At 68.3% G+C, this 24,540-nt stretch carries 19 protein-coding genes; 11 read left to right on the top strand and 8 right to left on the bottom strand.

The genetic code is table 11. The features are described from left to right. Positions 1 to 716, top strand: a 716-nt coding sequence (locus tag AX692_RS04890) for a TonB-dependent receptor domain-containing protein (protein WP_155645046.1), incomplete at its 5' end; no start/stop codon positions are given. A 60-nt stretch (positions 717 to 776) separates the two neighbouring features. Here the strand turns inward: AX692_RS04890 and AX692_RS04885 are convergent. Then, positions 777 to 1,943: an acyl-CoA dehydrogenase family protein gene (locus AX692_RS04885; protein WP_073973696.1), complete on the bottom strand. Its 1,167-nt coding sequence runs from the start codon at positions 1,941 to 1,943 to the stop codon at positions 777 to 779. A 582-nt stretch (positions 1,944 to 2,525) separates the two neighbouring features. Between AX692_RS04885 and AX692_RS04875 the strand changes: the two genes are divergently transcribed. Both AX692_RS04875 and AX692_RS04870 read left to right on the top strand, forming a co-directional pair. After that, a complete protein-coding gene (locus AX692_RS04875; protein WP_073973697.1) occupies positions 2,526 to 3,191 on the top strand; it encodes a carbonic anhydrase in 666 nt (221 codons plus the stop codon). Between the two features lie 54 nt (positions 3,192 to 3,245). Then, complete coding sequence (locus AX692_RS04870; RefSeq protein ID WP_073973698.1) at positions 3,246 to 4,808, top strand: SulP family inorganic anion transporter; 1,563 nt, start codon at positions 3,246 to 3,248, stop codon at positions 4,806 to 4,808. Positions 4,809 to 4,829: 21 nt separating this feature from the next. Here the strand turns inward: AX692_RS04870 and AX692_RS04865 are convergent, their stop codons facing one another. Both AX692_RS04865 and AX692_RS04860 read right to left on the bottom strand, forming a co-directional pair. Beyond that, positions 4,830 to 5,195 (bottom strand): ArsR/SmtB family transcription factor, encoded by a 366-nt coding sequence (locus tag AX692_RS04865; RefSeq protein WP_073973699.1) that lies wholly within the window; start codon positions 5,193 to 5,195, stop codon positions 4,830 to 4,832. A 12-nt stretch (positions 5,196 to 5,207) separates the two neighbouring features. Continuing rightward, entirely contained in the window at positions 5,208 to 6,353 is a 1,146-nt protein-coding gene (locus AX692_RS04860) for a hypothetical protein (RefSeq protein WP_073973700.1), read from the bottom strand. A gap of 203 nt (positions 6,354 to 6,556) precedes the next feature. On the opposite strand from AX692_RS04860, the gene AX692_RS04855 reads away from it, so the two are divergent. The 3 genes from AX692_RS04855 to AX692_RS04845 all read left to right on the top strand — a co-directional run bounded on the left by AX692_RS04855 (position 6,557) and on the right by AX692_RS04845 (position 11,290). Beyond that, positions 6,557 to 8,518 carry an alkyl/aryl-sulfatase gene (locus tag AX692_RS04855; RefSeq protein WP_073973701.1) on the top strand — a complete coding sequence of 654 codons (1,962 nt, stop codon included), beginning with the start codon at positions 6,557 to 6,559 and terminating at the stop codon, positions 8,516 to 8,518. A gap of 129 nt (positions 8,519 to 8,647) precedes the next feature. Then, the gene (locus tag AX692_RS04850) at positions 8,648 to 10,114 is read left to right on the top strand and encodes a DUF1800 domain-containing protein (protein WP_073973702.1); all 1,467 of its coding nucleotides are present in this window, start codon (positions 8,648 to 8,650) and stop codon (positions 10,112 to 10,114) included. Positions 10,115 to 10,120: 6 nt separating this feature from the next. After that, entirely contained in the window at positions 10,121 to 11,290 is a 1,170-nt protein-coding gene (locus AX692_RS04845) for a DUF1501 domain-containing protein (RefSeq protein WP_073973703.1), read from the top strand. 10 nt (positions 11,291 to 11,300) lie between these two features. Here the strand turns inward: AX692_RS04845 and AX692_RS04840 are convergent, their stop codons facing one another. The 3 genes from AX692_RS04840 to AX692_RS04830 all read right to left on the bottom strand — a co-directional run bounded on the left by AX692_RS04840 (position 11,301) and on the right by AX692_RS04830 (position 16,028). After that, complete coding sequence (locus tag AX692_RS04840) at positions 11,301 to 13,685, bottom strand: glycoside hydrolase family 3 protein (protein ID WP_073973704.1); 2,385 nt, start codon at positions 13,683 to 13,685, stop codon at positions 11,301 to 11,303. Between the two features lie 94 nt (positions 13,686 to 13,779). Next, the gene (locus AX692_RS04835) at positions 13,780 to 14,976 is read right to left on the bottom strand and encodes an MFS transporter (protein ID WP_073973705.1); all 1,197 of its coding nucleotides are present in this window, start codon (positions 14,974 to 14,976) and stop codon (positions 13,780 to 13,782) included. Beyond that, positions 14,973 to 16,028: a LacI family DNA-binding transcriptional regulator gene (locus AX692_RS04830; RefSeq protein WP_073973706.1), complete on the bottom strand. Its 1,056-nt coding sequence runs from the start codon at positions 16,026 to 16,028 to the stop codon at positions 14,973 to 14,975. Before AX692_RS04830 ends, AX692_RS04835 begins: the two co-directional genes overlap by 4 nt. A gap of 33 nt (positions 16,029 to 16,061) precedes the next feature. Here AX692_RS04830 and AX692_RS04825 point away from each other — a divergent pair, with 33 nt between their 5' ends. The 5 genes from AX692_RS04825 (at position 16,062) to AX692_RS04805 (ending at position 23,005) form a co-directional block, all read left to right on the top strand. Further along, a complete protein-coding gene (locus AX692_RS04825) occupies positions 16,062 to 19,133 on the top strand; it encodes a TonB-dependent receptor (protein WP_196490134.1) in 3,072 nt (1,023 codons plus the stop codon). Between the two features lie 80 nt (positions 19,134 to 19,213). Further along, positions 19,214 to 20,128: a glycoside hydrolase family 16 protein gene (locus AX692_RS04820; protein ID WP_081095138.1), complete on the top strand. Its 915-nt coding sequence runs from the start codon at positions 19,214 to 19,216 to the stop codon at positions 20,126 to 20,128. Between the two features lie 144 nt (positions 20,129 to 20,272). Then, positions 20,273 to 21,070, top strand: coding sequence for an NTP transferase domain-containing protein (locus AX692_RS04815; protein ID WP_073973708.1), 798 nt, complete (start codon positions 20,273 to 20,275; stop codon positions 21,068 to 21,070). Continuing rightward, positions 21,067 to 22,236 (top strand): hypothetical protein, encoded by a 1,170-nt coding sequence (locus tag AX692_RS04810; protein ID WP_073973709.1) that lies wholly within the window; start codon positions 21,067 to 21,069, stop codon positions 22,234 to 22,236. Before AX692_RS04815 ends, AX692_RS04810 begins: the two co-directional genes overlap by 4 nt. After that, positions 22,229 to 23,005 (top strand): FkbM family methyltransferase, encoded by a 777-nt coding sequence (locus tag AX692_RS04805; RefSeq protein ID WP_196490133.1) that lies wholly within the window; start codon positions 22,229 to 22,231, stop codon positions 23,003 to 23,005. The genes AX692_RS04810 and AX692_RS04805 overlap by 8 nt, the downstream gene beginning before the upstream one ends. Here AX692_RS04805 and AX692_RS04800 read toward each other — a convergent pair. Further along, positions 22,978 to 23,955 (bottom strand): NAD(P)/FAD-dependent oxidoreductase, encoded by a 978-nt coding sequence (locus tag AX692_RS04800; RefSeq protein WP_073977064.1) that lies wholly within the window; start codon positions 23,953 to 23,955, stop codon positions 22,978 to 22,980. The genes AX692_RS04805 and AX692_RS04800 overlap by 28 nt on opposite strands. A gap of 31 nt (positions 23,956 to 23,986) precedes the next feature. Then, the coding region (locus tag AX692_RS04795; protein ID WP_196491767.1) for an L-histidine N(alpha)-methyltransferase at positions 23,987 to 24,540 on the bottom strand (554 nt) is incomplete at its 5' end.

Here is a 24,540-nt window from a genome sequence, read left to right as displayed (position 1 = left end):
CTCCGTGGGGTTTGACGGAACAACGGCATAGCCGATCCGGCCTGCATAGGATCTACTACAACATCCAGATCGAGGACGCGATCAACGCGGTCAATGATCAGGACATCGTCGACAACTGCGTTGATGCCGCGAGCATCGACAATCAGTTCTGCCCGCTGATCAGCCGCAATCCGAATACCGGCGGTTTCACCGGCCTCCAGCAGGTGCTGCTGAACTTCGCGCGGCAGGAAACCGCGGGCGTCGAGGCGTCGCTTCGCTACAGCTTCGATCTCGGCGAGCACGGCTTCACGCTCAATGCCAGCGGGAACTGGGTCGACAAGCTCAACGACTTCCCCGATCCGGGCGACCTGACCTTCATCGATCCCGAACTGGGCGAGATCCAGCGCCCCGAATTCGCGGCGCGCGGGGCGCTGACCTGGGACTGGAAGGGCGTGAGCCTGACCTGGTCGACGACCTGGTTCGACAGGATGGCGCTGCGCGCCGTGGAGATCGAGGATGTCGGCCCCGACGGCAGCGCAACCTTCTCGCCCGAGAACGGCCTCGCCAGCGACACCTTCATCCACGACATCGCATTCGGCTGGAAAGCGAACGACAAGTTCGAGGTCTATGGCGGGGTGAACAACATCTTCGACCACAAGCCGTTCATCACCGAACAGGCCTATCCGGTGAGCCCGGTGGGCACCTTCTTCTATCTCGGGGTGCGCGCGAACTACTGAGCCGCAGGGCGGCCTACAGGGGGCGGGACGGCTTCGCGGCCGTCCCGCCCCTTGGCGTTTCTACTCGTGGGTGCCCAGCAGGGCGCGCGCGACCACCCAGTTGTGGATCTCGCTCGGCCCGTCGTAGATGCGCATGGTGCGCAGCTTGTTGCTCATCAGGTAGAGCGGCAGCTCGCGGGTCATGCCCATGCCGCCATAGAGCTGCATCGCGTGGTCGACGATCTCGTAGGCGCTCTCGGTGCAGAAGCTCTTGATCATCGAGATTTCGCTGCGGGTGTCGCGGCCCTCGTCGATCTTCCATGCGCAGTCATAGGTCATCAGCCGCATCGCATGGATCTTGGTCGCAGCATCGCTGATCCAGTTCTGCACCGTCTGGCGCGCCGAGAGCGGCTTACCGAAGGTCGAGCGCTGCGGCGCGTAGTCGATCATCATGTCGAGCGCGCGCTGGGCCATGCCGATCGACCACGAGGCCATCTCGATCCGCCGCGTGCCCAAGCGCACCTGCATCGGCGCAAAGCCCTGCCCGCGCTTGCCGAGCAGCTTCCAGCCCGGCACCCGGCAATCCTCGAGCGCGATCTCGTAGGTCGCGGTGCCGTCGATCATCGGGATCTTGCGGGTGACGTTGAAGCCCGGCGTGCCCTTGTCGACGAGGAAGGCCGACATGCCGTTGCGGCCATTGGGGTTCTTGTCGGTGACGGCCATGAGGATGGTGAAATCGGCCTCGGCGCCCTTGGTGATCCAGATCTTGCGGCCGTTGATGATCCAGTCGTCGCCATCCTCGACCGCGGTGGTGCGCATCCCTTGCGGGTCGGCGCCCGCGCCGGGCTCGGAGATGCCGATCGCGCTGATCGTCTCGCCGCGCACATAGGGTTCGAGGTAGGCTTCGCGCTGGCGTTCGTCGGCGGCGACCATCAGCATCCGCAAGTTCGGGGAATCGGGCGGGAGGTAGTAAGGAACCACGGTCTTGCCGAGCTCCTCGGAGACGCCGACCATCGCCACCATCGGCAGGTTCATGCCCCCCACCTCCTCGGGCGCATCGAGGCCCCACAGGCCCAGCTCGCGGCTCGCGGCATCGACCTTGGCGGTTTCTTCGGGGGTGAGGTAGGTGCCCTGGCCGATATTCTCGCGGGCGATCACCGCCTGTTCGAACGGCATCAGCTGATCGCGCACGAACTTTCCGACCAGTTCCTTGAGCATCTGGTGTTCGTGGGCAAGCTCGAAATTCATGTCTGTCTGATCCCTGTCCTGTTGCGGGTGGGTGGGAAGCGCCCCTGACACCACACATTACGCATCCTGTCACCCATCGGATTGCACGTGAAGCACGGGGGAACCGGGCGATCGCGCGCCTTCTCATGAGCGCTTGACGACATGATTGAATGTACATACCTTCTCACATGCAAACCTGCTAACTCTTGCAGGTACAGGAGAGAGCCATGCCGAGCCGGCTGATCGTGTCGCGTGAACTCGCCGACCTGTTCCGCCTGCTCGCCCATGCCGACCGGCTGCGTCTGATCGAGGATCTGCGCGGCGGCGAAAAGGACGTGACCGGGATGCACAGTCGCTCGATCTGCCCGCCACCCGTGTCTCGCAGCATCTCGCGCTCCTGCGCGCCCAGCGGCTGGTCGAGGAACGGCGCGACGGGCGCAACCACTTCTATCGCCTCTCTCACCCGCATCTGGCGGATTGGGTGCTCGACGCCCTGCCGTTCATCGACATCCGCCAACGGCTGGAAGACGCCGACCATATCGATACCGCGCGCGCCCTGTGGGGCGTGGCGGACCGAAACTCCCACTGAAAGGATACCCCTCGATGCCCCATTTCGCTCACGGCGTGGTCAAGTTCCAGCGCGAGGTCTTCCCGGAAAAGGCCGAGCTGTTCGAACGGCTCGCCACCGGACAGAGCCCCGAGGCGCTGTTCATCACCTGCTCGGACAGCCGGATCGAGACCGCGATGCTCACCCAGACCGATCCGGGCGAACTGTTCATCTGCCGCAACGCGGGCAACATCGTGCCCCCGCACACCAACCAGACCGGCGGCATGACCGCCTCGATCGAATTCGCGATCGGCGCGCTCAAGATCCCGCATATCGTGATCTGTGGCCACACCGAATGCGGGGCGATGAAGGGCGCGATGAACCGCGCCGGGCTCACCACCCTGCCGCACGTGCGCGAATGGCTGGGCTATGCGCAGGGCGCGGTCGACATCACCGAGGCGATGGGTGCCGGGCTCGACCCCGAGGCCAAGATGCGGATGCTGCTCGAACAGAACGTCATCCTGCAATTGCAGCACCTGAAGACCCACCCCACGGTCGCGGTCGCGCTGGCGCAGCGCGCGGTGACGCTCCACGGCTGGGTCTACGACATCAAGACCGGCGAGGTTTCGGCCTATGACGAGGCGAGCATGACCTGGATCTCGGTCGAGGAGCGCTATGCCGCCGACATGGCCGAGGCGGTGCTCCACAGCCACGCCTGCTGATCCGACGCGTTCTCTACTCCTGACCCCCGCACTTTTGCACCGGAGCCTCTCCCCATGCTCGCCGCCTCTTCCGAACGTCCGACATCAGCCGTGCTCGGCCGCGATTTCCTCGCCTCGATCGTGGTGTTTCTGGTCGCCCTGCCGCTGTGCATGGGGATCGCGATCGCGTCGGGCGCGCCGCCTGCGCTCGGCCTGATCACCGGGATCGTCGGCGGGCTGGTGGTGGGCAGCCTCGCGGGATCGCCGCTGCAGGTCAGCGGCCCGGCGGCGGGCATGGCGGTGCTGGTCTATCAGCTGGTGCAGGAACACGGGCTGATCATGCTCGGCGTTGTCGGGCTGATCGCGGGCGCGCTGCAACTGCTTGCCGGTGTGCTCAAGCTCGGTCAGTGGTTCCGCGCGATCTCGCCCTCGGTGATCCACGGGATGCTGGCAGGGATCGGCGTGCTGATCTTCGCCTCGCAGCTCCACGTGATGCTCGACGATGCGCCGCGCGCCAACGGGTTGCTCAACATCGCCGCGATCCCGGAGGCGTTCATGAAAGTCTTCCCCGTAGACGGCTCGGTGCACCACCTCGCCGCCATGGCGGGGATCGTTACCATCGCCACCATCGTGCTGTGGAACCAGTTCAAGCCCAAGAGCCTCGCGCTCATCCCGGGCCCGCTGCTCGGCGTGATCGTGGGCACCGCCTTTGCCATCGCCTTCGCGCTGCCGATCACGCTGGTGATGCTGCCCGAAACCCTCGCGGGCGGGCTCAACATCCCGACGATGGAGGCCTTCGCCGGGATCACCAACCCCGACATTCTCACCCTGGGTCTGGTGTTCGCCTTCGTCGCCAGCGCCGAGACGCTGCTGTGCGCGACCGCGGTCGACAAGATGCACACGGGCAGCCGCACCGATTACGACAAGGAGCTGCGCGCGCAGGGGATCGGCAACATGATCTGCGGCGGCCTCGGTGCGCTGCCGATGACGGGGGTGATCGTGCGCTCGGCCGCGAATGTCGAAGCGGGCGCCAAGACCCGCCTCTCGGCGATCATGCACGGCGGCTGGCTGCTGCTGGCGGTGGTCGCCTTCCCCTTCGTGCTCAACGAGATCCCGACCTCGGTGCTCGCCGCGATCCTCGTCTATACCGGCTACAAGCTGGTCAACGTCGCCCAGATCCGCAAGATTGCCGAATTCGGCAAGCAGGAGCTGGCGATCTATTTCGCGACGCTGATCGGCGTCGTCGCGATCGATCTCCTGACCGGCGTGATCCTCGGCTTCGTGCTGGCGACCGCGAAGCTGGTCTACACCTTCTCGCACCTCCAGATCCGGCGCGAGCATGACACGCAGACCAACCGCATCGACCTGTGGATGACGGGCTCTGCCACCTTCTTCTCGATCCCGCAGCTCGGGCAGGCGCTGGAGTCATCGCCGTTCGGCTCGGAAGTGCACATCCATGTCGAGAAGCTCGACTATATCGACCACGCCTGCCTCGAGATGCTGTCCTCGTGGGAGAAGCTGCACCAGTCGACCGGGGGCTCGCTGGTGGTCGAATGGAGCGAGCTGGTCGAACGCTACGGGCGCCGCTCGGAGGAGAAGACCGAGATCCCGGCGCTGATGGCCCGTCCCGCCGCTTGACGGAGGTGCGCGCCGAGACGCCTAGATCACCGGTTCGGCGCCTTCGGCCTGCCACAGCTGCTTGGCGTTGAGGAGATCCGTCGGGGTTGCGCGGCTCAGCCGGTGGCCGATGAAGTCGATCCCCTCGATCAGCCAATGCGCCAGCTCCGGCTGGGCGAGGCTGTAGACGCGCTGCTGACCCCGGGTCTTGGTCGCGACCAGCGCCACCGCGCGCAGCACGCCCAGATGCTGCGACACGCGCGTGGGCGAGATCTCGAGCAGATCGCCGAGCTCGTTCACCGTCTGCTCGCCTGCCTGCAGCTTCAACAGCAGGCGGATGCGATCGGGGTGCGAGATCTGCCGCAGCACATGGGCCAGTTCAGTGGCGACAACCTTACGACTTGGCATGATGGTGACCCTTTAGCCCGGTGTGACGTTCTGGCTCGACGAGACAATGCGCAAATGTGCAGATTGGCTCCCGGTGCCGGCAGATTTTTGCTCCTCGAGCGCGCGCCACGGTCGCTGCGGCCGCTTGCTGACGGCATCGCCGCGGCACAGCATGGCGAGGAAGGCGTCGTCGGCGACTTCACGGGCGTAGGGCGCGCCGCTCTGGCCGTTGCCTGCAGTCGTGACCCCGCTGTCGCGCAGCAGCGCCCACGCTTCATGCAGCCGGGCGGCGTGGCGCGCGGCTCCGGCGGCCTTGAGCGTCAGTGCGAGGGTGTGGATCAGCGCCGCGGCGTCGAGCGGCAGGCGGCTGGCCCCTTCGCCCGCCGCCTCGCTGGTGACCAGCCGCAGCGCCCGCTCCCCTTCGCCCGCAAACCACAGCATCGGCCAGGCCCGGCAGACGCCGCTCGTATGGCCGAGCAGCGTGAACACCGTGCTGCGCAGATCGGGCATCGCGATCACCGCATCCCACGGCGCGCGCGTGCCCATGAGCAGCGGCAGCGCCTCTTCGAGGGTGAGCAGGTCGAGCGTCAGTCCGGCGCCCGTCAGTTCCCTGCCTGCGGCGAGCAGGCGGGTGGCGACCGCGTTGCGCTGACGGGCGGTGACGATGATCGCCAGCCGCGCGCGGGCCTCGGCGCGGGCGGCGCGGATCATCGCGGCGAGCACGCCCGCGCGCGGCACCGGCACATCGCCTGCCGCCTCTGCGAGGCATTGCGCGGGATGCGGGCTCATCAGCATGAGATCGGGCCCACCGAGCCCCGGCGGCGCGCTGCGCGGGTGATCGAGAAGATAGCTGACGACGAACTGCGCCTGCGGCAGGTGGCCAAGGCCGCCGTGCTGGAAGGCCGCCGGGCTCCAGCCGAGCCACGGGGCGAACAGGGGCGCGCCGGGCGTGCTCCAATCGGTCAGACGCTTGAAGCGGCCGCGCGGCGCGGCGGGAAGGATGTTCGCTGCGATCCCGAGCCAGCCGAGCAGTGCATCGAGCGCCGTGCACCATTCGGCCGGGATCCCGCCTGCCGGATGAACCAGCCGCAAGCGCGCGTCGACCAGCGCCAGCTGCGGCCGCGGGCGGGGCGACGGGGCGCAGAGGTGGGCGTCCGAAATCGGGCTGGTCTGGTCCATGCGCCGGATCCTTGGCAGGCGGGAAGAGGAGAGTTGCTGTGTGGTAGCGGCGCTTGCCCGATCGGAAAAATTCAATCTTTGGTTGCAAACGTTCGATATTCTGAATGTACGAAGACCTCGGCGCGCCCTGCCCTCCCACCCCGCTTGAAACCGCGTCCGCGCGCGGGCATCACGGGAACGGGAGAAGAGGGGGTAACACACACATGAACATCGCTAGCTTGCGCGCCGCAGCGGCGCTCGCTCTCGTCATCGCCGCCAGCGCGGGCGCGGCGCAAGGCACACCTGCTCCGGCCAGCCAAGCCACGCGCAGCGAACAGCGCGCCGTCTCCGCAGCCCTGCCGCCCGAGGGCACCCGCGACGCCGCCGACGCCGCCCGCGGGTTCCTCGCCACGAGGAAGGATCCGGTGATCCTCGCCGCCAACGGCAGGCCGGTGTGGAACCTCGACGCCTATGCCTTCGTCACCGGTCCCGCGCCCGAGACCGTCAACCCCTCGCTGTGGCGGCACATGACCCATCTCAAGCGCCACGGGCTGTTCGAGGTGACCAGAAACGTTTGGCAGGTGCGCGGCTTCGACGTTGCGAACATGACCGTGATCCGCGGCGCCACCGGCTGGATCGTCATCGACCCGCTCACCAGCGTCGAGGCGGCCAAGGCGGCGCTGGAGCTGGTCAATGCGACGCTCGGGGCCCGGCCGGTCAGTGCGGTGATCTATTCGCACAGCCACGGCGACCATTTCGGCGGCGCGCGCGGCGTGGTGGACGAGGCCGCCGTCAAGGCCGGCCGCGTCCCGGTGATCGCGCCCGAGGGCTTCATGGAAGAGGCGACCTCCGAGAATGTCATCGCCGGGGGCGCGATGTCGCGGCGCGCGGCCTACCAGTTCGGCACCGGGCTCGGCCCCGGCCCGGCCGGGCAGATGGGGAGCGGGATCGGCATGGGGCTGTCGGTCGGCACGCTCTCGCTGATCCCGCCGACCGACACCATCGCCGCCACCGGCGAGACCCGGGTGGTGGACGGCGTCGCGCTCGAATTCCAGATCGTCTCGGGCAGCGAGGCACCGGCCGAGTTGAATGTCTTCATCCAGCCGGAGAAGACCTTCCTCGCCGCCGAGATCGCCACCTGCACGCTGCACAACATCCTCACCCCGCGCGGGGCCAAGGTGCGCGATGCGCGGGCCTGGGCGCATTACCTCGACGAGGCGGTGACGCGCTATGCGCCCCGCAGCGACACGGTGATATCGAGCCATTGCTGGCCGGTGTTCGGGCGTGACAATGCCACCGCCTGGCTCGCCGCCCAGCGCGACAACTACCGCTGGCTCCACGACCAGACCGTGCGCCGCATGAACCGCGGCGAGACCATGGCCGAAATCGCCGAGGCGCTCGAAAGCGCGCCCCCGCCGGGCAACGGCACGGAATGGTCGACCCGCGGCTATTACGGCACGATCAGCCACAACGCCAAGGCGATCTACCAGTTCTATCTCGGCTGGTACGATGCCGTCCCGGCGAACCTCCACGCCTACCCGCCGGACGAGCGGGCCGTGAAGCTGGTCGATGCCCTTGGCGGGGCCGGGCGCACACTCGCGCTGGCGCGGGGTGCCTTGGCCGCGGGCGACTATCGCTGGTCCTCGGACCTGCTCCAGAACCTCGTCTTTGCCGAGCCCGCCAACGCCGAGGCCAAGGCGCTGCTGGCGGAGAGCTACGAACAGCAGGGCTACCAGGCCGAAAGCGCGATCTGGCGCAACCAGTTCCTCTCGGCGGCAAACGATCTCAGGCGCGGGCGCGCGCCGACGGCGGCGGTGCAGCCCACCGATCTCATCGCGGCCCTTTCGACACAGGAGCTGCTTGATTCGGCTGCGACCCGCTTCGCTCCCGAAAGGCCGGGCCCGCGTGGCATCACCATCGGCATCGCGCTGACCGACCGGGGCGAGAGCGCCGCGCTCGAGATCACCGGCCAGGCGCTGATCGGCCGGGTCGGCGCCCTGCCCGCCAGCCCCGCCGTCACCATCAAGGGCCCGCGCCCCATGCTGCTGGCGCTCCTGTTCCTCAAACAGCCGGTCGCAGCGCTGGAGAAGGCAGGGCTGGAGGTGACCGGCGACAAGGCCGCGCTTCAGGCGCTGATCGACAACCTCGATCCAATGCCGCAGGGCTTCGAGATCGTGATGCCGTGAAAAAATAGTCGCAGCGCGCGAAGGATCGGCCGCGTTCACCCGTTGGTAAGGCGAGTGGTGGTGCAGTGCCGCCACGCCGCAACAGGAACGCTGCCCCATGCTCTTGTCCTCGGTCAGGATCGGCGCCCGATGAGCCCGGCGAGCATCGCCCTCAACCGCTTCGGCTATGGCCTCGCCTCGCGCGACGAGCCGCCCGCCGATCCGCGCCGCTTCCTGCTGCGCCAGCTCGAGAACTTCGACCCGGCCCCGGCCGCGATTGCCGGACGGATGCGCTCGCGCGGGGAGACCGGCGCGATGGTCGAACTGGTGCGCTCGCTGCGGCAGGATCGGCGCGCGATCGCGGCCATGGCCGATGCCGCCCCGGCGATGAGCGCGGATGCCGCGCCCGCCGGAGACCCGCGTGCCGCCGCGCTCGCGGGATTGCCGCCAGACTATCGCGAGAAGCTGCAGGAAGCCCGCCAGGTTTTGATCGGCGATGTCGTCGCCAGAACCAATCTCGCGGTCTCGAGCCGCACGCCGATGGTGGAGCGGCTGGTGCACTTCTGGTCGAACCACTTCAGCGTCTCGGTCGGCAAGGTCGGCACCCAGTTCGAGGTCGGCCCGCATGAATTCACCGCGATCCGCCCCCATGTGCTTGGGCGCTTCGGCGACATGCTCAAGGCGGCAGTGCTGCATCCGGCGATGCTGCTCTACCTCGACCAGTTCCAGTCGATCGGCCCGGGCTCGGTGTTCGCGCAGCGGGCGGGCCGCGGCGGCGGGGACGGGGCAGGACGCCCGCGCGGGCTCAACGAGAACCTCGCGCGCGAGGTGCTCGAGCTGCACACGCTGGGCGTCGACGGCGGCTACTCGCAGGCCGACGTGACCGAGCTCGCCCGGGCGCTGACCGGCTGGACGGTGCCGGGGATCGGCCGCGTGGGCCGTTTTGCCGAGGACCAGCCAAGCGGCGCGGCCTTTGTCACGCTGGTGCACGAGCCCGGCGCGCGGCTGGTGCTCGGGCGCCGCTATGCCGCGGGCGGCGCGCGGCAGGCCGAGGCGATCCTCGATGATCTCGCCCGCCATCCCGCCACCGCGCGGCACATCGCCACCAAGCTGGCGCGGCACTTTGCCGGCGACAGCCCGCCGCCCGCGCTCGTGAGCCGGCTCGAGGCGGACTTCCTCACCACCGGAGGCGATCTCGCCAGCCTGACCCGCACGCTGATCGCGGCGCCCGAGGCGTGGATCGCGGGGCCGGTCAAGTTCCGCCCGCCATTCGAATGGCTGGTCGCCTGCCTGCGGCTCACCGGGGTGCGCGACCTGCCGTCGCAGCGCCTTGTCGGCGCGCTCGGCGAGCTCGGGCAGGTGCCCTGGCGCGCCCCCTCGCCCGCCGGTTATGACGATATCGCGGCGAGCTGGGCCGGCCCCGATGCGCTGCTGCGCCGGGTCGATCTGGCCGAGCGGATCGCCGCCAATGTCCCGGCCGACACGGTGCTCGCCCGCGCCGAGGCGGCTTTCCCCGATGCGCTGGGCGAGGCCACCCGCACCCAGCTGAAGCGCGCCGAGAGCGGCCGCCAGGCGCTTGCGCTGCTGCTGGTCTCGCCCGAAATGATGCGGAGGTAAGGCACCATGACGAACACGATCGACCGCCGCTCGCTGCTGGCCGGATCGCTGGTGCTGGGGGCCGGCGCCCTGGCACTCCCGCGCATGGCCTTTGCGCAGGGCACGGGCAGCCGCAACCTGCTGTTCGTGCTGCTGCGCGGCGCGGCCGACGGCATGGCGATGCTCGCTCCCCTGGGCGATCCGGGGTTCGAGGCGCTGCGCGGCGCGAGCCTGGCCGATTACGATGGCGCACCCCGGCTCGGCAGCTTCTTCGCCGTCCACCCCGCGCTCGCCGAGGTCGCGGGTGCGGCAGGGTCGGGCGAGGCGCTGTTCGTCCATGCCGCCGCGACCGCCTATCGCGAGCGCTCGCATTTCGACGGGCAGAACCTGATCGAGACCGGCGGGACGGTGCCCTATGCCACCCGCGACGGCTGGCTCAACCGCCTCGCCGCCATGCTCAACGAGGGCGCACCGGCCCCCTTGCGCGCGCTGGCGATCGCACAGGCGGTGCCGCTGGCGCTGCGCGGGGATGCGCCGGTGTCGAACTATGCCCCCTCGGCGCTGCCCGCCGCGAGCGAGGATCTGCTGGCGCGGGTCAGCCAGCTCTACGCCGCCGACGGGGAACTTGGCGCACTATGGTCGCGCGCGCTCGAAACGAAGGCGATGGCGGGCGAGGACGGGATGAAGAACCTGCGCGATGCGCGTGCAGCCGGGGAACTCGCCGCATCACTGATGCGCGATGCAGGGGGTGCGCGGATCGGGATGATCGAGCTGGGCGGATGGGACACCCACGCCAACCAGCGCTTCGCCTTCGCCCGCTCGGCGCGTCAGCTCGACGCGCTGCTCGCCGCCTACCGGGCCAGCATGGGCAGCGCCTGGGCCGACACGCTGGTGGTGGTGGCGACCGAGTTCGGCCGCACCGCACGCCTCAACGGCACCGGCGGCTCCGACCACGGCACGGCCTCGGCCGCGCTGCTGATGGGCGGCGCCGTGCGCGGCGGGCGGGTGATCGCCGACTGGCCGGGCCTTGCCGAGCGCCAGCTGTTCGAGAGCCGCGATCTTGCCCCGACCGTCGCGCTCGAGAGCGTGATCGCGGGGGCCGTGGCAGAACACTGGCAGCTCGATCCGGCGCGCGCGATGGCGCGGCTGTTCCCCGGACGCAGCGCCGCGCCGCTATCGGGGCTGCTGCGCACCTAGAGCCTGTCCTCTAGAACGAGCACTCCGCGCCTGCCGCGCTGTCGTCGCGGGAGACTTCGCCGATCTGGATCACGAAGGGCGCCGCGGAGGCGAAGGTGAGCGTGCCGCCGGTCTCGCCGAGGCACTTGGCGCTGAGCACCATCTCGCGCCAGCCCTTGCCCTCCGCGACCGAGAGCCCCTGGGTGATGTCGAGCGGCTTGCCGTTCCCGGCGGTCACGGTGACGGGGCCGGCGGGGCGCTGCGCGACCGCGTAGGTGATCCGGAACGCCGCCCCGCTCGCCGGGCCGGTGAGCGCGAGCCGCGCGCCCCGGCCGAAGGCGATGCGGCGCGCATCCTCCTGCGCGCGGCGGTCGACGCCGGTGGCGACGATCCCGTTGCCGCTGCCGCGCAGGTCGGGGAGCAGCGCATTGTCGGCCAGCGCCTGCACGCGCGCGCCGAGCTTGCCGCTGGCAAACCACGCCGCGCCCGCATCCTGGCTCAGCGCGTCGCAGGTCTCGTCGAGCGGGATCGGGGCGATGCGCGGGGCGGCGAAGCCGAGGCCGTAGCCGCGCGGGAAGAGCGCGCCCTCGGGGCCGTTGAGCGGCGCGCCCTCGCACGTCGCGGGCCAGCTGAACGAGAGGCGCCCGGTCGGCTGCGCCTTGCCGAACAGCACATCGGCAACCCCTGCCCCCTCGCTTCCGGGGAGCCATGCGGCCACGAAGGCATCGGCAGCGTTGAGCTCGCGGTTGACCCACAGCGGGCGGCCCGAGAGGAACACCGCGACGGTCGGCACCCCGCGCGCCTTGTAGGCCTTGAGGAGGGCGAGGCCCTCCTCGTCGCGGAAGGCGAGGTCCTTGCGGTCGCCGACGAACTCGGCATAGGGCGGCTCGCCGAAGACGACGATCGCGATATCGGGCTTGCCTGCGGGATCGCCCTTGACCGCGAGGCGCGCCTCGCCGCCGCTAGCGCGGGCCGCATCGGCGATCCCGGCGAAGATCGAGGTCGCGCCGGGGAAGTCCTTTGCGGTAAGGTCACCGCCGCCCTGCCAGGTGACCGACCAGCCGCCGGCCTGCTGGGGGATGTTGTCTGCGGCAGCGCCCGCCACCTCGATCCGCGCGCCGGGCCTCAGCGGCAGGACGCCCGCGTTCTTGAGGATCACCTGCGACTTGGCCACCGCCTCGCGCGCGAGCGCGCGGTGTTCGGGCGAGCCGAGCAACTCCCACTTGCCACCATTGGGCCGCGCCGAGGGCTTCACCTCGCCATCGAGAATGCCGAGCGCCTGCTTCATGCGCAGCACCCGCAGCACCGCCTCATCAAGGCGGGCCATCGGGATCGTGCCGTCCTTCACCTGCGCCACGAGGCTGGCGTGGAGCGCCTTCCAGTCCTCGGGCACCATGTAGATATCGAGCCCGGCGAGCAGCGCCTGCGGGCAATCGGCATTGGTGCAGCCCTTGATCTGGCCGTGGCCGTTCCAGTCGCCGACCACCACGCCGCCAAAGCCGAGCTTCCCGCGCAGCTGATCGGTGAGCAGCGGCTTGTTGCCGTGCATCTTGGTGCCGTTGATCGAGTTGAAGCTCGCCATGACGCTCGCGACCCCGGCGTCGATCGCGGCCGGATAGGGCGCGGCGTGGATCGCCATCAGCTCGGCAAGATCGCCATTCACATCGCCCTGGTCGACGCCTTGCGACGTGCCGCCGTCACCGAAATAGTGCTTGGCGGTGGCCGCGACCTTGCCGGGGCCGAGATAGCCGGGCTCGCCCGGGCGGCCCTGCAAGCCCTCGATCATCGCCGCGCCGAGCTTCGTCACGAGCGCGGGGTCTTCGGAATAGCTCTCGTAGGTGCGGCCCCAGCGGTCGTCGCGCGCGACCGCCACGGTGGGCGCGAAGGTCCAGTCGAGCCCGGTCACCTCGATCTCGACCGCGGTCGCCGCGCCGATCCGGCGGATGAGGTCGGCATCACCCGTCGCGCCCAGCGCAATGTTGTGCGGGAACACCGTCGCGCCGGGGACATTGGCGTGGCCGTGAACGGCGTCGGTCGCCCAGATCGCCGGGATCACAGGCTCGCCGTTCGGGAGCGGCGCGGTCGAGGCCTCCCAGAAAGCGTCGGCGAGCTTCAGCCAGTCGGCCGCGGGCGCCTTGTCGTTGCCGAAGGGGCCCGAATTGCCGCCGTTGAGGATCGTGCCGAAGCGGTACTGGCGCACGTCCTCGGGGGTGATCGAGCCGATGTCGGGCATGATGATCTGTGCAACCTTGCGCTCGAGGCTCATCGCCGCGAGCAGCGCCTCGGGGCTTCCGGGCGCAGAGACCGCCTCGACAGCGGCGCTTGCCGAGCGGATCTCCTCGGGCGCGCCGCACCCTGTCACCAGCGCGCCGAGCGCTGCCCCGCATACCAGCCGACCCACTGCCTTGAGCGTCATCTCGCCCGTCCCTCCCAGAACCCTGCATGTTTTCTTGTGAACGTTATCAAATATGCCGCCGCGCAGCCGCTTTGGCAAGCGCCAAGCGCATGCTTCAGGCGCGGCGCAGCGCGCCGGCAAGCAGCGCCGCGCTCCCGAGGGCAAGCCCTGCAAACAGCACGAACAGCGCGCCATAGCCGAACTGGGGCACCAGCATCACCGTCAGCCCGGGCATGACCATCCCCGGCACGGTGTTGGTGAGGTTGAACACGCCCAAGTCGCGCCCGCGGTGCTGCGGGGCGGGCAGGACGCGCAGGGTCTGGCCCGAATGGAGCGCGAGGAAGACGGCGGCGGCAAGCCCGAACAGCACATAGCCCGCGATCGCCCAGGCGAGCGTCTGCGCCGCCGCCATCACCAGCATGCCGAAGGCGCACAGCAGCGCGGCGGCCGCGAGCGGCTCCACCGGCCGCGACCGGCGATCCGACCAGCGCCCGAGCATCAGCGACAGGGGCACGGCGCCCGCCAGCACCAGGCTGAAGATGTTCGCCGCGCCGTTCTCGGGATAGCCCGGCGCGATCGAGCGCAGCCAGTAGAGCAGGAAGGCGAACATCCCCCCTTCCGCCACCTGCACCAGCAGCCGCGCCGCCCACATCCGCAGCACCACCCGCTCCCGCCGCGGGGCGGGCTCCGCAAGTGCGGGAACCGGGGCGACCAGCGCCGGGCGGATGCGTCCCTTGCCGAGCAGCACCGCTGGCAGCACCAGCGCGCTCACCAGCATGGCGACCAGCGCCAGCCGCGCCGGGGGCGCGACCAGCCCGCCCCATGTCACCAGCGATCCCGCCAGCGCGCCCAGCGCCGGGGACAGCGCGAGCGCCCCGCCGAGCACGCCCTTCTGCTCGTCGGGAAAACAATCGCCCGCCCAGGCCATCAGGGGGCTGAGCATGAGGTTGAGGGCGACCTGCCAGACCATCACCAGCCCCACGATCTGCGCGACGCTCGTCGCCGTCCCGACTGACAGCAGCAGTGCGTTCGAGAGGATCAGCCCGGCGATGATGAAGGGCCGCCGCGCCTTCGCGCGGTCGCTCAGCATGCCGACGCCGATATTGGCGATGCTCGCCATCACTGCGCCGAGGAAGCTCACCTGCGCGAGCGCTGCGACATCCTCGCCGCCCTGCAGCTCGGCGATGCGCTGGGGGAGGAGGACGGTCAGCAGCGGCACATAGGCAACTGCACCGCCCGCCGCGGCGAGCGCGAACAGGGCGAGGAACCAGAGCGGCTGGCGCTCGGGCGGGGGCGCGGGCGCCGCGCTCAAGCGCGGCCGGGGGCAGGCGCGGTCGAGGCGCGCTCGACCAGCGCGGCGGCAATCTCGATCACCGCGCCTTCCTCCGCCCGGGGCGAGCGCGCGATCAACTGTTCGACCGCGCGGGCCACGGTCTCGGCGATCGGCTGGTCGATCGCGGTCAGCGGCGGCTGGGTGAAACGCACGATCGGGGTGTTGTCGAAGGAGATCAGCGACAGGTCGCGCGGCACCTCGAGGCCCCGTTCGCGCGCGACCTCGAGCGCGGCGAGCGCCATCTGGTCGGAGGACGCGATGATCGCGGTGACATCGGGGTGGCGGTCGAGCAGCGCGAGCGCGGCGCGCGTGCCGCTCTCGTAGCCGAAATCGCCCCCTTCCAGCAGGCCCTCCTGCGGCAGGCCCCGCTCAGCCAGCGCGCGGCGCCAGCCCGCGATGCGCCAGCCCGACAGGCTGTATTGCGCCGGCCCTGCGATCATCGCGATCCGGCGGTGACCGAGCTCGGCGAGCCGGGTCGTGGCGAGATGCGCCGCGCCCTCATCGCCCATCGTCAGCCGGATCCCCCGCCCCGGTGCATCCGAGCCGATCCGCGCGAAGGGAATGCTGCGGGAGGCGAGGAGATCGGTGATCAGCCGGTTTTCCGAGTGCGGCGGGGTGAGGATCACCCCGTCGGGCTGAAGCGCGGACAGGGCCGCACCCAGCTCGCGCTCGACATGGTCGGAATGGGTGTCGACCAGCTCCACCATCATCCGGTAGCCATGTTTCGAGCAGGTCAGGATCCCGCCCAGCAGCATCTGGTCGACCCAGTCCGTGCCGCGCCGCTCGCGCCAGTCGGCAAGCGTGCGCTCGCGGTCGTTGATGGCGAGGATGATGTAGGAGCGCGACCCGCTCATGCGCTGGGCGGCGAGGCTGGGAACATAGCCCAGCCGGTCGATCGCCGCCTGCACCCTGTCGCGCAACTGCGGGCGCACGTTGGGGCCGCCGTTGATGACGCGGCTCACCGTCTGGAGCGAGACCCCCGCTTCCTCGGCGACGCCCCTGATCGTGACTGACTTGCGCACCCGCGCCATTTCCCGCCCGCCCGTTCCCGTCCCGGCTACCTGATGCAGGCCCTCCCCCGTCATCGGGTCGCGGGCGCAGCGGTAGACCTATACCCAATCGATTGCGAATTGCGCGGGAAAGCTGCGCGCTGCAACCCCCCTCGGCGATGTTTTCTTCCGATAGCCGCTCGTTGCGACGGGGGAAGAGCTGCCATAAAAAATTCCATTTGTGAACGGTCACAATTTGGGGTTATACGGACACACGAAAAGGTCGCGTCAAGCGATCTGCAATGGGGAGAGAGGATAATGCACCTACATCGTCGGATGTTGCTGGCCAGCGTTGCGAGCGTGGTTCTTGCACAGCCAGCCTTCGCGCAAGAGCAGGCCTCGCAGGCCCCCGCAGAACAGGCGCAGGAACCGCTGAACGAGACGGAGGGCGAGTCGATCATCGTCACCGCCGACCGCCGCGAACAGTCGCTGCAGGACTTTGCCGGCACGGCCTTTGCCATCAGCGGCGAAGATCTGAAGGCGCTCGGCGTGCAGAACGTCACCGACCTTCAGAACCAGATCCCGGGCCTTTCGGTTGCCAACAACCAGGGCAACATCGAGGTCTACATCCGCGGGATCGGTTCAAGCAACAACACCGAACTGGGCGACCCGGCAGCGGCCTTCCACTTCGACGGCGTCAACATTCCGCGCCCGTCGGGCATCGGTTCCGCCTTCCACGACATCCAGCGCGTTGAGGTCAATGTCGGCCCCCAGGGTACGCTGCGGGGCCGCAATGCGACGGCCGGCTCGATCAACGCGATCAGCTTCCGGCCCGGCCTCGGCATCTTCGACGCCGCGGTCGAGGCCGAATACGGCAACTACGATCAGCGTTCCGTGCGGGCCGTACTGAACCTGCCCGTGACCGACACGGTCGCCGTCCGCTTTTCGGGGCTCTACCAGGCCAATGATTCCTATTACAGCAATGTCGGTCCCGTTCAGGGGATCGGCGTTGCCGAAGCGCAGGACAATCTGTCGGGCCGTGCGCAGATCCTGTGGAAGCCCACCGATCGCCTGACGATCCTCGTTGCGGGCGATTACATTGCCGAGAACGGCACGGGCTACACCGGCACCAACTACGCGCTGCCGCTCGGCGCGCTCGAAGATGGGGACATCACCCAGGAGGAATTCGACAATATCGACCCTCGCGAAGTCATCGCGCGCGGGATCACGCCGCAGCTGAACACCGATCACTGGGGGATCAGGACCACCATCGAATATGAAGGTGACGGCTTCAACGTCGAATATACCGGCAGCTACCGCGATGCGGTGTACGATTACGAGGCGACCACCCCGCTGTCGCCTGCGTTTCCGGGCGCCCTTGATCGCCTGTCGGAGCGCGACAATATCTTCACCCCCGAACCGGGCGATGTGATCAACGATCCGATCATTCTGGCCGAAAATCTCGACAATTTCTCGCGCTTCCGGATCATCTCGGATTCCCGCTCGCAATTCCACGAGCTGCGGATCTTCAACTCCGACGGCCCCTTCATCTGGAGCCTCGGCGGGGTGTACATCAAGGAAGAACAGCGCTCTTTCCTCGGCTCGACCGGGGATCGCGGCCTCTTCTTCCAGGGCATCGAATTCAACACCAGAACCGACACCGAATCTTACGGGATCTACGGCGATGCGACCTACGAGGTAGCAGACAACTTCCGCGTCACCGCTGGCCTGCGTTACACCGACGACAGCAAGGAACGCACCGGCGTGGCTGCGCGCTACGGTCTTGCGCTGGGCGGCGGCAGTTTCGAATGCTGTGGCGGTGTCCGTGTGGGTACCGAGGGCTTCGAGTTCGCCGCCTTTGATCGGACCATCATCAATCCCGACACCAATGGCGATGGCACGATTTCGAATGCTGAAATCTTCGCATTCCATGCCAACGGGATCGCGCAAAATGGCGCGCGGGACAATCTGGGGGCCATTCTGGCGAACGGGCCGCAGGGCATTTTCGCAACGCCCTTCCCCGAAGGCGGCGACGGCACGATCCTGACGACGCCCTGTATCGATACGGTGTCGTTCGACTTTTTCAGCTGCCAGGGCTTCACCAATGGTCCGTTCGCTCCCGATGTCTTTCCGATCAACCCGGGTGCCTTCACCTATGCCGTTCCGTTTGGCGGGCAGATTTTCCAGCAGGATGGCGAATTTGCGGATGACTTTGTCGATTGGCGCCTGCGTGCCGAATTCGACATCACCCCGGACAACCTGATCTACGCGCTGGTTGCCAATGGCCACAAGTCGGGCGGCTTCAACGACAATCTGGGCGACAATGGCGTGGCGCCCACCTACGGCACCGAAAACGTCGTACTGTACGAAATCGGTAGCAAGAACACCTTCGATATCGGCGGACGCAGGGCCTACCTCAATGCCTCGCTGTTCTACAATGATTATTCGGATCAGGTGTTTACGGGCCTCTTGAGCGTCGAGACCGCCGTTGAGATCGCAAACGAGCTGCTGGGGCAGGTGGTCGAGGTTCCCGAGGGCACGAACGCCGCTCTGGTCGTGTCGTTCAGCTTCAACGCTGCGGATTCGCGGATCTACGGCGCTCAGGTCGAAGGCGGCTTCGAGCTGCCCGGCAACATCGATTTCGACTTTACCGCGCTCTATCTCGAGGCCGAGATCGAGGACGCGGAAGATATTCCCGACTTCCGCTTCCAGCCCGATGTCGATTCAGGCAACGCGGTCTTCCGTCCCATTGCCGGCAATCGCTTGCCCCGCACGCCGAAGTGGCAGTTGAACGCCAAGCTCAGCCAGGTGATCGAACTGCCGAGAGGTCAGCTCGACTGGGTGGCTTCGCTGGGTTATCGCTCCTCGCAATTCCACACGATTTTCAACAGTCTGGAATTCGATGACGACAATAATGGTACGCCTGTCACCGGTGGCCGTCTGCTCGACCGGATCGACGGCTATGCCACTCTGGATATCGGCGCCGGCTGGACCATCGATGACGAGCGGAAGTATCGCATCGAAGTCTATGGCAACAACGTGACCAACCAGCAGGAAGAAGCCGCGATTATCATCACCCAGTTCGATAACACGCGCTTCTTCATCCGTCCCCGGACATACGGCGCACGCATTGCCGTCAAGTTCTAGACGCGGGCACGGGCTTGCGGCGTCCCTCCTGCAGGGGCGCCGCACCGTCTGAACGGCGTTGGGCAAAGGGCTGACTGGAAATGATCGCAAAAACCTTGCTTGCTGGAGCTCTCGGTATCGCTGCCCTCGCCGGGACACTCAAGGAAACGGGCGGCTCCGAACAGGAACAGGCGGCATCCCCGGTCGTCGCCGACACATCACCCTCGCAAGCGGGCGAGACAGTGCCGACCAAGGTTCCGGCCGGCTATGCCCTGGTCTGGTCCGACGAGTTCGACACGCCCGGCCTCCCCGATCCGGCAAAGTGGAAATATGACACCTTCCGCAATCAGGAAGGCTGGTTCAACAACGAGAAGCAATATTACGCCGCCGGCCGGGAGAAGAACGCCCGGGTGGTGAATGGCCGCCTTGTCATCGAGGCCCACCTCGAGGACATCTCGTCGGCGCGCTATGCCGATTGGGGCAAGCAGAGATACACCTCGGCCCGGCTCATCACGCAGGGTCTCGGGGACTGGACCTACGGCTTTTTCGAGATCCGGGCGAAGCTCCCCTGTGGTCGGGGGACATGGCCCGCGATCTGGATGCTGCCCTCCGATCCGGACGTGAAGTGGCCCGCGGGCGGCGAGATCGACATCATGGAACACGTCGGGTTCGATCCCGGCGTCATCCATCACAGCATCCACACGTCCGCCTTCAACTTTTCGCGCGGAACCCAGAAGACGTCGAGCCACACGGTTCCCGACGCCTGCGATGCCATGCACAAGTATCAGCTGCTGTGGACGGCCGATTTCCTGCTGTTCGGTGTCGATGACCAGCCAAAATTGCTGTTCAAGAAGGAAAGCGACAAGCAGGCGCGCTGGCCGTTCGATCAACCGCAACACCTGCTGCTGAACATCGCCGTGGGCGGAAACTGGGGCGGGCAGAAGGGCGTGGATGACGCCGCCTTCCCGGCCCGGATGGAAGTGGACTACGTCCGCGTCTACCAGCCGCGAAAGTAGGATCGCACCGCGTGTGGTCGCATCGCATGGGCCGGACCGCAGCTGCGGATTTGGTGTGCGGCGCGCGATGCGGATTTCTTGACAAGCCGCAGTGCGGCTAGGAGAGAGCGGCTGTTCCCCGCTTGATCCAAGGTTCGTTCCCGCATGACAGATCCCTCGCCCGGCTGGACCGCGCTGGTGCTGGCCGGCCAGCGCCCGGGGATCGACCCGATGGCGGCGCAGTTCGGCACCGAGATGAAGGCGCTGATCCCGGTCGCGGGCGAGTTGATGCTCAACCGCGTGCTGATGGCGCTGCTCGATGCGCCGCAAGTGGCGCGGATCGTGGTGCTGGCGCAGAACACGCTGGAACTGCGCGCGCACCGCGATCTTGCCTGGGCGGTTGAGGAACCGAAGATCGCCTTCCGCGTCTCGGGCCCGACGATCAGCGGATCGGTGCTGGGCGCTCTCGAGGACCCGGCGATCGGGCTGCCGCTGCTCGTGACCACCGCCGACAACGTGATGCTGACGGCGGCAACCATCGCCGAGTTCGTCGCCGGGGCGGGCACGAGCGACGTTTCGGTCGCCTTCGTTGCGCGCGGCAATCTGGAACGCGCGGTCGGCCCCAACCGGCGCACCTGGTTGACCTTCAGTGATGGCGCCTTCACCGGCGCGAACCTCTTCGCGCTCACCGGCGCATCGGCGAGCAATGCGCTCAAGTTCTGGGAGAAGGTCGAGGCGGACCGCAAGTCCGTCCTGCGCCTCGCCGCCCATTTCGGCCCTGTTCTGATGGTGAAGCTGCTGCTGCGCCGGATGACGCTCACGCAGGCGCTGGCGGCGGCGGGTGCGAAGCTGGGCGCGTCGGCCGCGCCAGTGGTGCTGTCCGACGGGCGCATGGGGGTCGATGTCGACAAGCCCGAGGACCATGCGCTCGCCGAGCGCCTGCTTGGGGCAGCGCGCGCATGAAGCGCATCTGCTTCCTGTTCAACCACGACCAGACCCACCAGCTCGCGCATAGCCTCCCCATCGCGCTGGCGCTGGCAGGGCGCGGCGAGCATCACGTCACCCTCGCCTATGCCCGCGAGGGTGCGCGCGCCGAGATCGCGCGGCAGGCCGATCCGGTGCTGCTCGCGCGCATGGAGCTCGTGCAGCTAGGGCTGAAGCGCGGCGGCTCGCAAATGCTGGCCGGGGTGCTGGAACGGATTGTGCCGGCCACCAAGCTGCTCCTCTACCGCGACAACCTCGATTTCTTCCGCAGCTTCGATGCGGTGGTGGTCGCGGAGAAGACCTCGCTTCTGCTCAAGACCCGTTACGGGCTGCGCAACGTGAAACTGATCCACACCCGCCACGGCGCAGGCGACCGGGCGATCGGGTTCAATCCCGAGAGCGCGAAGTTCGATCTGGTGCTGGTTTCGGGCCCCAAGATCCGCGACCGGCTGATCGCGGACGCCGGCCTCAACCCGGAGCAGATCGCGCTGGTGGGCTACCCCAAGTTTGATCTGTGCGCGCACAACCGCTTCGCCGATCGCTTCCCCGCGCCCGAGCGGCCTACCGTGATCTACAACCCCCACCCCTCGCCCAAGCTGTCGAGCTGGTTCAAGCATGGCGCGCAGGTGCTGGAAGCCTTCCGCCAGCAGGACCGTTACAACCTGATCTTCGCGCCGCACGTGATGCTGTTCCAGCGCAGTTTCGTGGTGACCGTCGATCCGCCGAGCCTCGCCCGCGTGCGTGCGCCCGGGCCGGAATTCGCGGGCGAGCCCCGCATCCACATCGATACCGGCAGCGGCGCGAGCAGCGACATGAGCTACACCAACCGCGCCGACATCTACCTCGGCGATGTCAGCAGTCAGGTCTACGAATTCCTGCGCAGTCCCCGCCCATGCCTGTTCCTCAACAGCCACGGCGTCGACTGGCGCGGCGATCCCAACTACCTCCACTGGCAGGCCGGGCCGGTGCTGGGGAGCGCGGACGGCCTGCTCGATGCGATAGATGCTGCGGTGGCCGCGCATCCCGACTATGCCCCCACGCAACAGGCGCTGATCGATGCGACCTTCTCGCAGTCCGAGCGCCCCTCGGCCGAGCGGGCAGCCGATGCGATCACGGCTTTTCTGGAGGGACGACCGCTTGTCTGATCTTGCCGCATTCTGGCGTTACGGCGTGGTCAAGACCGCGCGCAAGCTCAAGGCCGCTGCGCTGTCGCCGCTGATGGCGACTTGGGCCGATGGCCCGGTGCGCTCGGCCTATGGCGTGCTGATGGTGCCCAACTGGCAGGACACGACCTTTCGCTATTGCATCTTCGGCACCTATGGCCGCGATCTTGCCGACCTGCTGCTGGGGCAGCGGGAAGACTTCGTGTTCGTCGACATCGGCGCCAATCAGGGGCTCTATTCGCTGATCGCCGCGCAGAACCCAAGGTGCCGCAAGGTCATAGCTTTCGAACCGGTGCCCACCACCCACGCACGCCTTGCGGCCAATGTCGCCCTCAACGGCGGCGCGGCGCGGACGGCGCTGCACCTGCTCGCCATTGCCGACCGCGCGGGCGAGGTGACGATCAACGTCGCGCCCGATCACACCGGCACGGCAAGCCTCGCCGGGCGCGAGGGCCAGCATGCAGAGGGCGGCGTCACCATCGAGACGATCGATGCGCCCCTGCTCGATCCGCTGCTGGCGGGCGACCTCCCGATGTTCGTCAAGATCGACGTCGAGGGGCTGGAGGCGGTGGTGATCGCCGAACTTGCGAAGACGCCGAGCTTCGCGCGGGTGCAGGCGATCTTCTACGAGGTCGATGACCGCTGGGCGAGCGCGGGGGAGATCGAGGCGCTGCTGCGTGCCGCCGGCTTCACGCGCTTTGCCAAGTACGGGCGCGGCCACCACTACGACGTGCTGGCGAGCCGCTCCTGAAGCACGCCTTGCGCCAGCGCGTGGCCTGAGAGCCAGGCCCCCTCGACGCGCGGGCTGTGGAGCCAGTCGCCCGCGATGCCGATGCGCAATCGGGAAGCGTAGAGGGGGGCCTCGCCCCCTTGCAACCGAGCGCGGGCTTCGGGTTGGGCGTAGAGCCAGCGGTGCGCGTCGAGGTGATGCGGCACGGCGGGCGCGATGCCGGTGACCTCGAAGAAGTCGGCCAGAAGGATGCGCGCGGCCTCGTCCTTGGCGAGATCGATGAGTTCACGGCTGCGCGCCGGGCTTGCATGTATCACCCAGGTCTCTGCGCCCGAACGGCCCGGCTTGGCGGAATTGCGCGCGGCCCAGCTGACCGGGCCGGTGTCCGCGCGGACAGTGTCGGTGAGCGGCAACGGCGCAGCAAAGCCCGCCATCACCGCCCAGCACGGTGCCGAGACGACCGCAGCGGCGCGCGCGGCAAAGTCCGGCGCAGCCTCGGAGAGCAGCACCGCCGCCTGTTCGGCAGGGACGGCGACCAGCACGGTCGCCGCACGGAAAGCCGCCTCGCCTGCCTCCACCCGCCAAAATGCGCCCTCCCGGCAAAGCCGCTCGGCACGCAGGTTCCAGCGCACGTCAAGATCCGCCGCCATGTGCTTGACGCAGGCGTTCATCCCCGGCGTGCCGACCCATGCCTCCTCGCCCGCTGCCGGCCAGCGCACGGCGACACCCGCCGCCTCCCAGCCGGCGACCGCCGCGCGGAAGGCGGGATCGCGCGCGGTGAAATATTGCGCGCCGTGATCGAAGCTCACCTGCTCGCCGCCGATCTCGACCCGCCGCGCCGCCATCCGCCCGCCGGGGCCGCGGCCCTTGTCGAGCACGGTTACGAGCGCGCCCGTTCCTGCGAAGGCGGCGGCGGCGGAAAGCCCCGCCATGCCGCCGCCGATGATGAGAATGTCAGCCTGTCCGTCCATCCCGCGCCAACGCACGGGGACGCCAAGGGTTTCAGGGAGCCGAGCGCGCAGGGCGGGATTCGGCCAGCACCAGCGAGAATTGCCGCGCCTCGTCGGTCCAGCGCGCGAGCGGCTCCCACCCGGCGGCTGCAAGCAGCATCAGCCCCGAGCGCTTGGTGAACTTGTGGCTGTTCTCGGTGTGGATGCTCTCACCCGCTGCCATGGCGAAGCGCCGCCCGCTGACGGTGAAGGCGACGTCGTGCTTCGCCACCAGATGCATCTCGATCCGCGCGAAGGGATCGTTCCAGCGCGCCTCGTGGGCGAAGGCGTCGAGCGGAATGTCGCCATCGAGCTCGCGGTTGATCCGCGCCAGCAGGTTGAGATTGAACGCCGCCGTCACGCCGGCGGCGTCATCATAGGCGGCGAGCAGGACGTCTTCGTCCTTGACCAGATCCATCCCGATCAACAGCATCGCGCCCTCGCCCAGGGTTGCGCGCATGGTGCGCAAGAGATCGGTCGCGGTGCGGGCGATCATGTTGCCGATGGTCGATCCGGGGAAGAAGCCCAGCTTGGGCAGATCGGCGACCTCGGCGGGGAGCTCCACCC

This window comes from Erythrobacter donghaensis, assembly GCF_001557325.1.
Classification (GTDB): domain Bacteria; phylum Pseudomonadota; class Alphaproteobacteria; order Sphingomonadales; family Sphingomonadaceae; genus Erythrobacter; species Erythrobacter donghaensis_B.
This window is presented reverse-complemented; position numbering and strand designations above follow the sequence as displayed.